This is a genomic window from Gillisia marina, from assembly GCF_000258765.1.
GTDB classification, from domain to species: Bacteria; Bacteroidota; Bacteroidia; order Flavobacteriales; family Flavobacteriaceae; genus Gillisia; species Gillisia marina.
Genome location: NZ_AJLT01000027.1, coordinates 1 through 13620 on the forward strand (window position 1 = coordinate 1; position 13620 = coordinate 13620).

23 protein-coding genes and 4 pseudogenes are annotated in these 13620 nt (G+C 36.8%); all 27 read right to left on the reverse strand.

What is annotated here, in order from left to right; all coding sequences use genetic code 11:
- Positions 1-38: 38 nt before the first annotated feature.
- Positions 39-1152 (reverse strand): annotated as a pseudogene (carA, locus tag ON07_RS14975) (glutamine-hydrolyzing carbamoyl-phosphate synthase small subunit).
- A 156-nt stretch (positions 1153-1308) separates the two neighbouring features.
- Positions 1309-1812: a 50S ribosomal protein L17 gene (gene rplQ, locus ON07_RS08460; RefSeq protein ID WP_010230046.1), complete on the reverse strand. Its 504-nt coding sequence runs from the start codon at positions 1810-1812 to the stop codon at positions 1309-1311.
- 42 nt (positions 1813-1854) lie between these two features.
- A complete protein-coding gene (locus tag ON07_RS08465; protein ID WP_010230049.1) occupies positions 1855-2847 on the reverse strand; it encodes a DNA-directed RNA polymerase subunit alpha in 993 nt (330 codons plus the stop codon).
- A gap of 20 nt (positions 2848-2867) precedes the next feature.
- Positions 2868-3473 carry a 30S ribosomal protein S4 gene (gene rpsD / locus ON07_RS08470; protein ID WP_010230052.1) on the reverse strand — a complete coding sequence of 202 codons (606 nt, stop codon included), beginning with the start codon at positions 3471-3473 and terminating at the stop codon, positions 2868-2870.
- A gap of 90 nt (positions 3474-3563) precedes the next feature.
- Entirely contained in the window at positions 3564-3956 is a 393-nt protein-coding gene (gene rpsK / locus ON07_RS08475; protein ID WP_010230055.1) for a 30S ribosomal protein S11, read from the reverse strand.
- Between the two features lie 8 nt (positions 3957-3964).
- Complete coding sequence (gene rpsM / locus ON07_RS08480; protein WP_010230057.1) at positions 3965-4339, reverse strand: 30S ribosomal protein S13; 375 nt, start codon at positions 4337-4339, stop codon at positions 3965-3967.
- A gap of 3 nt (positions 4340-4342) precedes the next feature.
- Positions 4343-4460 (reverse strand): annotated as a pseudogene (ykgO, locus tag ON07_RS16265) (type B 50S ribosomal protein L36).
- Between the two features lie 5 nt (positions 4461-4465).
- Positions 4466-4681, reverse strand: coding sequence for a translation initiation factor IF-1 (gene infA, locus ON07_RS08485; RefSeq protein WP_006988529.1), 216 nt, complete (start codon positions 4679-4681; stop codon positions 4466-4468).
- A gap of 2 nt (positions 4682-4683) precedes the next feature.
- Positions 4684-6021, reverse strand: a complete 1338-nt coding sequence (secY, locus tag ON07_RS08490; RefSeq protein WP_010230062.1) for a preprotein translocase subunit SecY — start codon at positions 6019-6021, stop codon at positions 4684-4686.
- A gap of 10 nt (positions 6022-6031) precedes the next feature.
- The gene (gene rplO / locus ON07_RS08495) at positions 6032-6484 is read right to left on the reverse strand and encodes a 50S ribosomal protein L15 (RefSeq protein ID WP_010230064.1); all 453 of its coding nucleotides are present in this window, start codon (positions 6482-6484) and stop codon (positions 6032-6034) included.
- A gap of 9 nt (positions 6485-6493) precedes the next feature.
- Complete coding sequence (gene rpmD / locus ON07_RS08500; protein ID WP_010230066.1) at positions 6494-6676, reverse strand: 50S ribosomal protein L30; 183 nt, start codon at positions 6674-6676, stop codon at positions 6494-6496.
- 12 nt (positions 6677-6688) lie between these two features.
- On the reverse strand, positions 6689-7213 hold the full coding sequence (gene rpsE, locus ON07_RS08505; protein WP_010230068.1) for a 30S ribosomal protein S5: 525 nt from the start codon (positions 7211-7213) through the stop codon (positions 6689-6691).
- Between the two features lie 6 nt (positions 7214-7219).
- Positions 7220-7576 carry a 50S ribosomal protein L18 gene (gene rplR, locus ON07_RS08510; RefSeq protein WP_010230070.1) on the reverse strand — a complete coding sequence of 119 codons (357 nt, stop codon included), beginning with the start codon at positions 7574-7576 and terminating at the stop codon, positions 7220-7222.
- A 12-nt stretch (positions 7577-7588) separates the two neighbouring features.
- Entirely contained in the window at positions 7589-8131 is a 543-nt protein-coding gene (gene rplF, locus ON07_RS08515) for a 50S ribosomal protein L6 (RefSeq protein ID WP_010230074.1), read from the reverse strand.
- Between the two features lie 18 nt (positions 8132-8149).
- Positions 8150-8548 (reverse strand): 30S ribosomal protein S8, encoded by a 399-nt coding sequence (gene rpsH / locus ON07_RS08520; RefSeq protein WP_010230078.1) that lies wholly within the window; start codon positions 8546-8548, stop codon positions 8150-8152.
- A gap of 71 nt (positions 8549-8619) precedes the next feature.
- Positions 8620-8889, reverse strand: coding sequence for a 30S ribosomal protein S14 (gene rpsN, locus ON07_RS08525; protein WP_010230080.1), 270 nt, complete (start codon positions 8887-8889; stop codon positions 8620-8622).
- A 3-nt stretch (positions 8890-8892) separates the two neighbouring features.
- Positions 8893-9444 (reverse strand): 50S ribosomal protein L5, encoded by a 552-nt coding sequence (gene rplE, locus ON07_RS08530; protein ID WP_010230082.1) that lies wholly within the window; start codon positions 9442-9444, stop codon positions 8893-8895.
- Between the two features lie 2 nt (positions 9445-9446).
- Positions 9447-9758, reverse strand: coding sequence for a 50S ribosomal protein L24 (gene rplX / locus ON07_RS08535; protein ID WP_010230084.1), 312 nt, complete (start codon positions 9756-9758; stop codon positions 9447-9449).
- A 12-nt stretch (positions 9759-9770) separates the two neighbouring features.
- The gene (rplN, locus tag ON07_RS08540; protein WP_010230087.1) at positions 9771-10139 is read right to left on the reverse strand and encodes a 50S ribosomal protein L14; all 369 of its coding nucleotides are present in this window, start codon (positions 10137-10139) and stop codon (positions 9771-9773) included.
- A gap of 1 nt (position 10140) precedes the next feature.
- Positions 10141-10398 (reverse strand): 30S ribosomal protein S17, encoded by a 258-nt coding sequence (gene rpsQ, locus ON07_RS08545; protein ID WP_010230090.1) that lies wholly within the window; start codon positions 10396-10398, stop codon positions 10141-10143.
- Positions 10399-10416: 18 nt separating this feature from the next.
- Positions 10417-10611, reverse strand: coding sequence for a 50S ribosomal protein L29 (gene rpmC, locus ON07_RS08550; RefSeq protein ID WP_010230092.1), 195 nt, complete (start codon positions 10609-10611; stop codon positions 10417-10419).
- A 12-nt stretch (positions 10612-10623) separates the two neighbouring features.
- Positions 10624-11043 carry a 50S ribosomal protein L16 gene (gene rplP / locus ON07_RS08555; protein ID WP_010230094.1) on the reverse strand — a complete coding sequence of 140 codons (420 nt, stop codon included), beginning with the start codon at positions 11041-11043 and terminating at the stop codon, positions 10624-10626.
- A gap of 18 nt (positions 11044-11061) precedes the next feature.
- Positions 11062-11786 (reverse strand): annotated as a pseudogene (gene rpsC / locus ON07_RS08560) (30S ribosomal protein S3).
- 4 nt (positions 11787-11790) lie between these two features.
- A complete protein-coding gene (gene rplV / locus ON07_RS08565) occupies positions 11791-12198 on the reverse strand; it encodes a 50S ribosomal protein L22 (RefSeq protein ID WP_010230099.1) in 408 nt (135 codons plus the stop codon).
- A gap of 8 nt (positions 12199-12206) precedes the next feature.
- Positions 12207-12486, reverse strand: a pseudogene (rpsS, locus tag ON07_RS14980) (30S ribosomal protein S19).
- Positions 12487-12492: 6 nt separating this feature from the next.
- The gene (rplB, locus tag ON07_RS08575) at positions 12493-13320 is read right to left on the reverse strand and encodes a 50S ribosomal protein L2 (RefSeq protein ID WP_010230105.1); all 828 of its coding nucleotides are present in this window, start codon (positions 13318-13320) and stop codon (positions 12493-12495) included.
- 9 nt (positions 13321-13329) lie between these two features.
- Positions 13330-13620 carry a 50S ribosomal protein L23 gene (rplW, locus tag ON07_RS08580; RefSeq protein ID WP_010230108.1) on the reverse strand — a complete coding sequence of 97 codons (291 nt, stop codon included), beginning with the start codon at positions 13618-13620 and terminating at the stop codon, positions 13330-13332.

Genomic DNA, 13620 nt, shown 5'->3' on the forward strand with positions numbered 1-13620 from the left:
ATATATTTTTTGGCCTTTTACGTATTCTTAATTGCTAATTAATTTTTCGAAACTTTAATCCGCTCTATAAATTCATCGAATAAATAACTGGCATCGTGTGGACCCGGACTTGCCTCCGGATGATATTGTACGGAGAAACAGTTTTTGTTCGTTATCTCCATTCCCCCAATTGTATTATCATTAATACACACATGTGTGATCTTTACATTTGGATGCGCTTCGGTTTCTTCTCTATCTACTGAAAAACCATGATTTTGTGAAGTAATTTCTCCTTTTCCTGTTTTTAAGTTAAGAACAGGATGATTAATACCTCTATGGCCATGGTGCATTTTATAGGTTGAAATTCCATTTGCCAAAGCAATTACCTGGTGCCCTAAACAGATTCCGAATAACGGATGGTCTCTCTCCAGTATTTTTTTTTGTTAGATTAATTGCTCCTGATAATGGTTGTGGATCTCCAGGCCCATTGGAAAGAAAATATCCATCAGGATTCCAAGCACTTAACTCCTCATAGGTAGCATCAAATGGAAACACTTTTATATAAGCATCTCTTTCGGCTAGACAACGAAGGATATTCTTTTTGATACCAATATCTAAGGCTGCAATTTTATAAGTAGCATTTTCTTTTCCGAAGAAATAAGGTTCTTTAGTGGACACTTTTGAGGCCAACTCCAAACCATTCATATCTGGAACTTCTTTCAACTGCTTTTTAAGACCTTCTATATTATCTACATCTGTAGAGATAATTGCATTCATTGCACCATTCTCACGGATGTAAGCCACCAAAGCTCTGGTATCTACATCTGAAATTGCAAAAAGATTGCTGTCATCCAGAAAGCTGGATAAAGAACCATCTGCAGCCGGACGAGAATAATTATAACTAAAATTTTTACAGATTAATCCAGAGATCTTAGCTTTATCAGATTCATTCTCCTCTTCTCTTACCCCGTAATTTCCTATATGTGCATTAGTAGTAACCATTAGTTGGCCAAAATAAGAAGGATCTGTAAAGATCTCTTGATAACCGGTCATCCCGGTATTAAAACACACTTCTCCTACTGCACTTCCATCCTTATCTCCAACAGATTTTCCATGAAAAATGGTTCCATCTGCCAAGAGTATGATCGCTTTTTTTCTAGTTTGGTATTTCATAATATTATTGCAGGCACTATTTGTTTTTAACTTTGTGTGGCAAAATTAATTAAATGGTAGCAACCAAAAATATAATTTCCACTTTTATGCTTAAAAAAAAGGGATAAACCATAATGGCTTATCCCTTTTTGAATTTTGATTAGAAAAGAATCATTATTAGTCTTCTTTTTTATCGTCTTTTTTGTCAGCTTTTTTCTCAGAAGTTTTAGTTTCAGCTTTTGCTGTAGTTGCTTCTGTCGGCTTCTTTTTACCAGCTCTACGAGTAGATTTTTTCTTCTCTGGCTTCGTTAGGTTGTAGATCTCGTTATAATCAACTAATTCTATCATTGCCATATCCGCGTTATCCCCAAGTCTATTACCTAATTTGATAATTCTTGTGTATCCACCCGGACGGTCACCTATCTTAGCAGCAACATCCCGGAACAATTCTGCAACGAAATCTTTCTGGCGAAGTTTAGCGAAAACCAATCTTCTATTGTGAGTTGTATCTTCCTTAGATTTTGTAATCAAAGGTTCAACAAACTGCTTTAAAGCTTTCGCTTTGGCAACAGTCGTGTTTATTCTTTTATGCTCAATTAGGGAACACGCCATGTTAGCCAACATAGACTTACGGTGTGCCGTTTTTCTACCTAAATGATTTATTTTTTTTCCGTGTCTCATTACTATTCTCTTTTAGACTAAGATTTCCAGTGAAGGATCGTACTAGTCTTTATCCAATTTATATTTTGAAAGATCCATTCCAAAGTTTAAACCTTTATTGTTCACAAGCTCTTCAAGCTCTGTTAAAGATTTCTTCCCGAAATTACGGAACTTCATCAAGTCATTTTTGTTGTAGGATACTAAATCACCTAAGGTATCAACTTCAGCAGCCTTTAAACAGTTAAGTGCTCTTACAGAAAGATCCATATCTACCAATTTGGTTTTTAGCAACTGTCTCATGTGAAGAGATTCTTCATCATAAGTTTCAGTTTGTGCTATCTCATCTGCCTCTAGCGTAATACGCTCGTCAGAGAACAACATGAAATGGTGGATCAACGTTTTTGCAGCTTCTGTTAATGCATCCTTAGGATGAATAGAACCGTCCGAGATAATTTCAAAAACCAATTTTTCATAATCGGTTTTTTGCTCTACACGAAAGTTCTCGATGCTATATTTTACGTTTTTGATTGGTGTGTACACCGAATCTGTAAAAATAGTACCTAAAGGTGCATTTGCTTTTTTGTTTTCTTCTGCAGGAACATACCCACGACCTTTTTCCACTGAAAGTTCCATGTTGAAACTCACTTTTTTATCTAGGTTACAAATCACTAAATCTGGATTTAGGATCTGGAAACCAGAGATAAACTTTTGGAAATGACCAGCTGTAAGTTGCTCTTGTCCAGAAACAGAAATTGTAACGGCTTCATTGTCTATTTCATCAATTTGCCTTTTAAACCTTACTTGTTTCAAGTTTAATATAATTTCTGTAACATCTTCTACTACCCCAGGGATAGTAGAGAATTCGTGATCAACTCCTTCAATGCGAACTGAAGTTATTGCGAATCCTTCTAAAGATGATAACAGTACTCTCCTTAAAGCGTTACCAACAGTTAATCCATATCCTGGTTCCAAAGGGCGAAATTCAAACTTCCCTTCGAACTCAGTGGAATCAATCATTATAACTTTATCGGGCTTCTGAAAATTTAGTATTGCCATATTACGACTTCTGTGAATTATTATTTCGAATATAATTCGACTATGAATTGTTCATTTATATTTTCTGGAATCTGTACTCTTGCAGGAACAGAAACAAAAGTTCCTTGCTTAGTTTCATTGTTCCAGGTCATCCACTCGTAAGTGGCACTTGAATTTGCTAGCGAATTAGTGATCGCTTCTAAAGATTTAGATTTCTCTCTTACCGCAATTACATCTCCTGGCTTCACTTGGTAAGATGGAATGTTTAAAACATCTCCGTTTACAGTGATATGTCTGTGAGAAACCAATTGTCTCGCACCACTTCTTGAAGGAGAAACTCCCATTCTGTAAACTACATTATCTAATCTAGATTCACATAATTGTAAAAGAACCTCACCGGTAATTCCGGTAGATCTGGTTGCTTTATCAAACATGTTTCTGAACTGACGCTCTAATACACCATATGTGTATTTTGCTTTTTGCTTCTCCATCAATTGGATTGCATATTCAGATTTTTTACCTCTTCTACGGTTGTTACCATGTTGTCCCGGAGGGTAATTTCTTTTTTCGAAAGACTTATCATCTCCGAATATAGCCTCGCCAAATTTACGTGCTATTTTAGTCTTTGGACCAGTATATCTTGCCATTGAAAATTGTTTTTTGTGAGAATGCGATTATGAATTAAGGTCACTGTCCTTCGATAATCTTATTGCAATCTCGTTTATACTTAATAATTATTAAACTCTACGTCTTTTAGGAGGTCTACATCCATTGTGAGGTAATGGAGTAACATCGATAATCTCAGTTACTTCAATTCCTGAATTGTGTATAGAACGCATAGCAGATTCTCTACCATTTCCTGGTCCTTTAACATATACTTTCACTTTTCTCAAGCCAGCTTCATGTGCAACTTTCGATGCATCTTCAGCAGCTAATTGAGCAGCGTAAGGAGTGTTTTTCTTAGATCCTCTAAAGCCCATTTTACCGGCAGATGACCAAGAGATTAAATCTCCTTTTTTGTTTGTTAAAGAAATAATGATGTTGTTAAAAGAAGCAGTAATATGCGCTTCTCCATTAGACTCAACGATTACTTTACGTTTCTTTTGAGCAGTTTTTTGAGTTTTTGCCATCTTACTTATTATTTAGTTGCTTTCTTCTTATTAGCAACTGTTTTTCTTCTACCTTTTCTGGTTCTTGAATTGTTCTTAGTTCTTTGTCCTCTTAATGGAAGACCAGATCTATGACGCACACCACGGTAACATCCTATATCCATAAGACGCTTAATACTCATTTGTACTTCTGAACGTAATTCACCTTCAATCTTAAAAGTTCCAACAGCTTCACGAATTTTACCAATTTGGTCATCGTCCCAATCTGAAACTTTAATACTCTCGTCTACGTTAGCTTCTTTCAGGATTCTTTCAGCCCTACTTTTGCCAATTCCGAAGATATAGGTCAATGCTATAACTCCGCGTTTTTGTTTTGGTATATCAACACCTGCAATTCTAGCCATAACTTAACCTTGTCTTTGTTTAAATTTTGGATTCTTTTTGTTAATCACGTAAAGTCTACCTTTTCTGCGAACTATTTTGCAGTCGGCACTTCTTTTTTTTAACTGATGCTCTTACTTTCATCTTAATTAGTATCTGTAAGTTATTCGAGCCTTAGATAAATCGTAAGGACTCATTTCTAATTTCACTTTATCACCAGGAAGTAATTTAATATAATGCATACGCATCTTTCCTGAAATGTGAGCGGTCACCACGTGTCCGTTCTCAAGTTCCACACGAAACATCGCATTTGATAATGCTTCTATAATTGTTCCGTCTTGTTCTATTGCTGATTGCTTTGCCATAGTTATGCTACTGCTTTTCTATTTTTACCGGTTTTCATCAAACCGTCATAATGCCTATTCAACAAATAAGAATTCACTTGCTGCATAGTATCAATCGCAACCCCCACCATAATTAACAATGAGGTACCTCCAAAGAACAATGCCCATCCCTGTTGTACACCCAACAGTTGATACACTATAGCAGGGAACACTGCTATTAGAGCGAGGAAAATTGAACCCGGAAGGGTTATCTGAGACATAATTCTATCTAAATATTCTGCAGTGTCTCCACCTGGACGAATTCCAGGAATAAATCCACCACTTCTCTTAAGATCATCTGCCATTTTATTAGTTGGTACTGTGATTGCCGTATAGAAGTATGTAAATACTATAATTAACAAGGCGAACACTAAGTTGTACCAGAAACCAAATATATCACTAAACGCAGCTGCAATACCTTGCGAAGTCTCTCCATCGGAAAGTCCTGCTACGGCAGCTGGTATAAACATTATTGCTTGAGCAAAGATAATAGGCATTACTCCTGAAGCATTTAATTTAAGCGGAATGTATTGTCTTGATCCAAACACATTCTTCTCATATCCTCCAGATGCTGTTCTTCGCGCATACTGTACTGCTATTTGCCGGACAGCCATCACTAACATGATACATGACATTATAATAGCAAACCAAATTACCAATTCTATAAGGATCATAACTAATCCACCATTAGACTCAAATACTCTGGAAGCGAATTCCTGAATAAAAGCCTGAGGCAATGTTGCTATAATACCAACCATAATTAATAAGGAAATACCATTTCCTATTCCTTTGTCGGTAATCTTTTCACCCAACCACATTGCAAAGATAGTTCCTGTAGTAAGAATTATTACAGAAGATGCAACAAATGTTGCAGTGTTACCTAATAAAAAGGCACTTTGTGGTAAGGTAGCAAACAAGTTATAGATATAACCAGGTCCTTGAACCAAGGTAATAGCAATAGTTAACCATCTTGTTATCTGGTTAATTCTTCTTCTTCCACTTTCTCCTTCTTTCTGAAGTTTCTGCAAATAAGGAACTGCAATCCCCATTAACTGCACCACAATGGAAGCAGAAATGTAGGGCATAATTCCCAATGCAAAAACGGAAGCGTTTGAAAAAGCACCACCGGTAAATGCGTTAAGCAGACCTAATAGTCCGCTTTCAGTTTGACTAGCCAGGTTAGATAGCTGTGAAGCATCTATCCCAGGAAGTACAACCTGTGCACCAAATCGATATACCAATAACAGACCAAGGGTTACTAAAATTCTATTTTTTAGCTCCTCGATTTTCCAGATATTCTTTATAGTATTGATAAATTTCATAGTATATCTATTATAAAGTAACTACTTCTCCTCCGGCAGCTTCGATAGCTTCCTTTGCTGAGGCAGTAAATTTATGAACAGATATTTTCAATGTTGCTTTTAATTCTCCTCTACCTAATATCTTTACTAATTCGTTTTTACGAGCCAGTCCGTTTTCTACTAAAACTTGCATATCTACAGTGTCTTTAATACGACCGTTATCTACAAATTCCTGAAGTGTATCAAGGTTGATCCCTTGATAATCTTTACGGTTAATGTTGGTAAAACCAAACTTAGGCACTCTTCGCTGAAGTGGCATTTGCCCTCCTTCGAAACCTATTTTTCTAGAGTAACCAGAACGAGATTTAGCACCCTTATGTCCACGGGTAGCTGTTCCTCCTTTACCGGATCCCTGTCCTCTACCTACACGCTTACTGTTATTTTGAACTGAACCTTTCGCAGGTCTTAAGTTACTTAAATCCATGTGAGTTTATTATTTTGTTTCTTGTACAGAAACTAAGTGTTGAACTTTATTTACCATACCAAGGATGTTTGGTGTGTTCTCGTGCTCTACAACTTGGTTAAGTCTTCTTAAACCAAGTGCTTCTAAAGTACGTTTCTGGTTTGCAGTACGTTTAATTGCACTTTTAACCTGCTTTACATATATCTTTGCCATCTTGTCCTTGTATTATCCTTTAAAAACTTTGTCTAATGTAATACCACGTTGCTTAGCTACGGTTTGAGCACTACGCAATTGCAATAGGGCATCAAAAGTTGCTTTTACAACATTATGCGGGTTTGAAGATCCTTGGTTTTTTGAAAGTACATCATGTACACCAACAGCCTCCAATACGGCACGAATTGCACCACCAGCTATTACTCCGGTACCAGTTGCAGCAGGAATCAATAAAACCCTTGCTCCACCATATTTACCTTTTTGCTCATGAGGAATAGATCCTTTGTAAATAGGAATTCTTACCAAATTCTTTTTGGCATCCTCAATAGATTTTGCGATTGCACTAGCAACGTCTTTAGATTTTCCTAATCCTTGACCTACTACTCCATCCTCATTACCTACTACTACAATAGCAGAAAAACCAAATGCTCTACCACCTTTTGTAACTTTTGTAACACGTTGCACACCAACCAAACGGTCTTTTAATTCAAGACCTGCTGGTTTTACAAGTTCTACATTTTTATAATCTTGATACATATCTTATTAGAATTTTAGTCCTCCTTCACGAGCACCTTCTGCCAATGATTTAACTCTTCCGTGATATAAATAACCACCTCTATCAAAAGAGATCGTATCTATTCCGGCCTTTAACGCTTTTTCTGCTAAAGCTTTACCAACCAAGGCAGCTTTATCTAATTTATTACTATCAGAAGCAGTTACGTCTTTATCTCTAGAAGAAGCGGCAACCAAAGTTTTACCTTGAACATCGTCTACTATTTGAGCATAAATTTCTTTATTGCTTCTAAATACAGCCAATCTTGGGCGACTTTGGGTTCCCGTAATATCTTTACGGATCCTCTTCTTAATCTTTGTTCTTCTTGCTTGTTTTGAAAATGCCATATCTACACTTTATTAAGCTGATTTACCAGCTTTTCTTCTTAATTGTTCTCCTACAAACTTAATTCCTTTTCCTTTGTACGGCTCTGGAGCACGGAAAGAACGAATTTTAGCTGCTATTTGACCAACCAATTGTTTATCATGAGAAGTCAATTTCACGATTGGGTTTTTCCCTTTATCTGAAACTGTCTCTACCTTCACCTCTGGTGCTAGTTCAAAAACAATATTATGAGAGAATCCTACGGCTAGTTCTAATTTTTGTCCTTGGTTGGAAGCACGATAACCTACTCCTACCAATTCTAATTCCTTAGTATATCCTTTAGATACTCCTTCAATCATATTATTTACCAAAGAACGGTATAACCCGTGCTTTGCTTTTTGGTCCTTCTTATCTGAAGAGCGCTCAAAAGTAATCAAATCATCTTCAATTTTCACATCGATGTCTTTAATTTCTTGAGTTAATTCTCCTAATTTTCCTTTTACCGTCACAACCTTGTCTTTCAGGCTAACTGTAACGCCTTCTGGGATAGTGATTGGGTTTTTACCTATTCTTGACATTTCTTAAGTCTTTAAGTATTAGTAAACGTAGCATAAAACTTCACCACCAACTTTTTCAGCTTGAGCTTGTCTACCTGTCATTACTCCGTGAGAAGTAGAAACGATAGCAATTCCAAGTCCGTTTAATATACGTGGCAATTCATTTGCTCCAGCGTATTTACGTAAACCGGGTTTACTTATTCGTTGAATTTTCTTAATTACCGGATCTTTAGTAAGCTTGTCGTACTTAAGAGCTATCTTGATAGAACCTTGAGCGGTAGTATCCTCAAACTTGTAACTAAGAATATATCCTTGATCGAACAATATTTTAGTGATCTCCTTTTTAAGATTAGAAGCAGGAATCTCAACCACTCTGTGGTTAGCTGCTACTGCATTTCTAATTCTTGTTAAATAATCTGCAACTGGATCTGTAGTCATTTTTTCAATTTGCGATAACGGTTTTCAGTCCACGAAATTTATCGGGATGAACCTTTCATCAATTTATAATATTACCAACTAGCTTTTCTTACCCCTGGAATTAATCCCTTATTAGCCATTTCTCTAAACATAACTCGAGAAAGACCAAATTGTCTCATGTATCCTTTAGGTCTTCCTGTTAATTTACAACGGTTGTGTAAACGAACTGGAGAGGCATTCTTTGGAAGTCTTTGTAATCCTTCAAAATCACCAGCTTCTTTCAAAGCTTTGCGTTTTTCAGCATATTTCTTCACAACTTCTTGTCTCTTCACCTCACGGGCTTTCATTGATTCTTTAGCCATATCTTAATTCTTTTTAAAAGGTAAACCTAGTTCTGTTAGCAATGATTTTGCTTCCTTATCTGTTGGCGCGGAAGTTACAAAAGTGATATCCATTCCTGAAATTTTATTCACTTTATCTATATCAATCTCCGGGAAGATAATTTGCTCAGTAATTCCTAAGTTGTAATTACCTCTTCCATCAAAACCGGTAGCTTTAATACCGTTAAAATCACGAACCCTTGGAAGGGAAGATGTGATAAAACGATCTAGAAACTCGTACATTTTCTCACCACGCAAAGTTACTTTTGCCCCAATTGGCATTCCCTTACGTAATTTAAAAGAAGCAACATCCTTTTTAGAAATAGTTGATATCGCTTTTTGACCAGTGATCATAGTTAATTCATCTACTGCATGGTCAATAAGTTTCTTATCTGCTACAGCTGCTCCAACTCCACGGCTTAAAACTATCTTTTGTAGTTTTGGAACCTGCATGATGTTTGAGTAACTGAATTCTTCTGTAAGAGCAGACACTACTCTGTCTTTATACTCTTGTTTAAGTCTTGGTACGTATGCCATAACTAAATTACTTCATTTGATTTTTTAGAAAATCTCACTTTCTTTCCATCTTCCATTCTATAACCAACACGGGTAGAATCTCCCTTTTTGTCGATTAAAGATAAGTTAGATAAATGGATAGGTGCTTCCTTCTTAACTATACCTCCTTGTGGGTTAGATGCACTTGGCTTCTCATGTTTAGAAACCATGTTTACTCCTTCCACAATTGCTTTATTTTTATCTCGAAGAATTCTTTGAACTTTTCCTTCTTGACCTTTATGGTCTCCGGCAATAAGTCTAACTGTATCTCCAGATTTTATTTTCAGCTTTGTCATTATATAAATGTATTAAAGCACCTCTGGTGCTAATGATACAATCTTCATGAATTGTTTATCACGAAGTTCACGTGCTACTGGACCAAATACACGAGTACCGCGCATTTCGCCAGTTGGGTTTAGAAGAACACATGCGTTATCATCAAAACGGATATATGATCCATCTGGTCTACGCACTTCTTTCTTGGTACGAACAACAACTGCCGTTGAAACTGCACCCTTCTTAATGTTTCCATTAGGTGTAGCCTCTTTAACGCTGACAACAATTTTGTCTCCAACAGAAGCGTATCTTCTTTTTGTACCTCCTAATACTCGAATAGTCAAAACTTCTTTTGCCCCGGTATTATCTGCTACTCTTAATCTAGACTCTTGTTGTACCATTTTACTTAGCTCTTTCTATAATTTCTATTAATCTCCAACATTTAGATTTACTCAATGGACGTGTCTCCATTATTTTTACTGTATCTCCAATGTTGCAGTCATTTGTTTCGTCGTGAGCCACGTATTTTTTCGTTTTTAAAACGAATTTACCATACATGGGATGTTTTACCTTTTTAACTTCAGCAACCACAATGGATTTCTGCATTTTATTACTGGTAACTACACCTATACGCTCTTTTCTTAAATTTCTTTTTTCCATCTTTCAGCAGAATAACACTTATTGTTGTTGCTCTCTTTTAGTTAACTCTGTAGCAATTCTCGCTATAGATCTTCTTACAACTCTTAGTTGTATTGGGTTCTCTAATGGCGAAACTGCGTGAGCCATTTTTAAATCTGAATATGCTTTTCTGGACTTACTAAGTTCTTCTTGTAAATCCGCTACAGATGATTCTCTTACTTCTGATTGTTTCATAACTTCTCTTAATTAAGCTTGATAATCTCTAGCTACGATAAACTTAGTTTTCACAGGCAATTTCTGTGCTGCAAGACGCAATGCTTCTTTAGCAACATCAAAAGGAACTCCTCCTATTTCAAATAAGATTCTTCCCGGTTTTACAACTGCTGCCCAATATTCTACAGAACCTTTACCTTTACCCATACGTACTTCAAGAGGTTTCTTTGTAATAGGCTTGTCTGGAAATATTTTAATCCATAACGAACCTTCTCTTTTCATAAAACGAGTAGCGGCAATACGAGCTGCTTCTATTTGACGTGCAGTAAGGAAACTTGAGTCCAATGATTTGATCCCGAATGTTCCGTTTGAAAGTCTATGCCCTCTTTGAGAGTTTCCTTTCATACGGCCCTTTTGCATCTTACGATATTTTGTTCTTTTAGGCTGTAACATTTTTGTTTCTTTAAAAAATTACTTTCTACGACGTGGCTTGTTGTTACCTCCTCGTGCTGGTCCGGATTTTCCTCCTGACTTCTTGGTAGTCATACCAACAAGTGGAGAAAGCTCTCTTTTTCCGTAAACCTCACCTTTCATGATCCATACTTTAACACCAAGCCTACCATAAGTAGTATGTGCCTCAACTAAAGCATAATCAATATCGGCTCTAAAAGTCGACAAAGGAATTCTTCCTTCTTTGTAATGTTCTGAACGTGCCATCTCTGCACCATTCAAACGACCTGAAATTTCTACTTTAATACCCTCTGCATTCATTCTAATAGCGGCTGCAATAGCCATTTTGATAGCACGACGGTAAGAAATACGATTCTCAATTTGTCTAGCAATACTAGAACCAACTAAATGAGCATCTAATTCTGGTCTCTTAATTTCAAAGATGTTTATTTGAACTTCTTTGTCTGTAATTTTCTTAAGCTCTTCTTTTAACTTGTCTACCTCTTGTCCACCTTTCCCGATAATAATACCAGGTCTAGCAGTAGTGATAGTAACGGTTACAAGTTTAAGTGTGCGCTCGATAATTACTCTAGATACACTCGCTTTGGATAAACGAGCATGGATATACTTTCTAATCTTATCGTCCTCGCTAATTTATCGCCGTAGTCATTTCCTCCGTACCAGTTGGATTCCCATCCTCTAATGATACCAAGGCGATTCCCGATTGGATTTGTTTTCTGTCCCATACTCTTAGCTTTGTGTATTTTTGTTGTCTCCGATCACGATTGTAACGTGGTTGGAACGTTTTCTAATTCTATGTGCGCGACCTTGTGGAGCAGGACGAAGTCTCTTCAACATACTTCCACTGTCTACGCGTATCTCTTTTACAAATAAATCTGCTTCCTCGATGTTAGCATCTTCATTTTTTGCTTGCCAGTTAGCAATGGCAGAAAGAAGTAATTTCTCCAATCTACGTGATGCTTCCTTAGAGCTAAATTTCAACACATGAAGCGCTCTTTCTACTTTTTCACCTCGAACTAAATCTGCAACTAATCGCATTTTTCTTGGCGAAGTAGGGCAGTTATTCAGTTTTGCAAAAGCCACTAGCTTTTTAGCCTCTTTTGTCTGATCTGCTTTTTCTCTTTTACGAACTCCCATAGCTTCAGTTATCTTTTACCTTTATTTTTCGCACCTACGTGACCTCTAAAAGATCTTGTTGGTGAAAATTCTCCTAATTTGTGTCCTACCATATTCTCTGTTACATACACAGGAACAAATTGTTTCCCGTTATGTACAGCGATAGTTTGCCCAACGAAATCTGGAGTTATCATAGAGGCTCTAGACCAAGTCTTGATTACCGTCTTTTTTCCAGCTTCTACGTTTGTAGCAACTTTCTTTTCTAACTTATAGTGAACGTAAGGTCCTTTTTTTTAATGAACGTGCCATATCTTATTATTTCTTTCTACGTTCTACAATATATTTATTACTCGCTTTTGTCTTAGATCGGGTTCTATAACCTTTAGCAGGTATACCTTTTCTAGAACGTGGGTGACCTCCAGAAGACTTACCTTCACCACCACCCATTGGGTGATCTACAGGGTTCATCACTACTGGTCTTGTTCTTGGTCTTCTACCCAACCATCTACTTCTACCTGCTTTACCAGATACAATTAACTGATGATCACTGTTGGAGATAGCTCCAATAGTAGCCATACAAGTTACTAACACCCTTCTGATTTCTCCTGAAGGAAGTTTGATAGTTGCATATTTACCCTCTTTCGCCACTAATTGAGCAAAAGCACCAGCACTACGAGCCATAACAGCTCCTTGTCCAGGACGTAATTCTATACAAGAAATAATAGTACCTAATGGAACTGCAGAAAGCGGCATTGCATTTCCAATTTCTGGAGCAGCACTCTCAGCATCAGAAACAATGTTCTGATCTACCTGAAGACCGTTTTGAGCAATTACATATCTTTTCTCACCATCTTGATAATTCAAAAGTGCGATAAAAGCCGTTCTGTTAGGATCATATTCTATAGACGCAACGGTAGCAGGAACTCCATGCTTGTCACGTTTAAAATCGATAATTCTGTAACGTCTTTTGTGACCACCACCTTTATAGCGCATGGTCATTTTTCCTTGACTGTTTCTACCACCTGACTTTTTAATCGGAGCTATTAAACTCTTCTCCGGCTTATCAGTAGTAATGGCGTCAAAACCATTAACTACTCTAAAACGCTGACCAGGGGTGATTGGTTTTAATTTTCTAACTGACATTCTTTAATCTTAAAGATTACTGTATAAATCAATAGTTTCACCTTCCGCCACCTGTACTAATGCTTTCTTATAAGCACTTGTTTTACCAGTGATCACTCCCGTTTTTGTAAAACGAGATTTACGATCTGGACGGACATTAATTGTGCGAACTTTAGTAACTGAAACTCCATAAGCAGACTCTATCGCGCCTTTAATTTCAATCTTGTTCGCCTTATTATTAACAACAAACGAATAACGGTTATTCAACTCGCTATCTGCTGTCGCTTTTTCTGTAATAATAGGTTTTATTAAGATACTCAT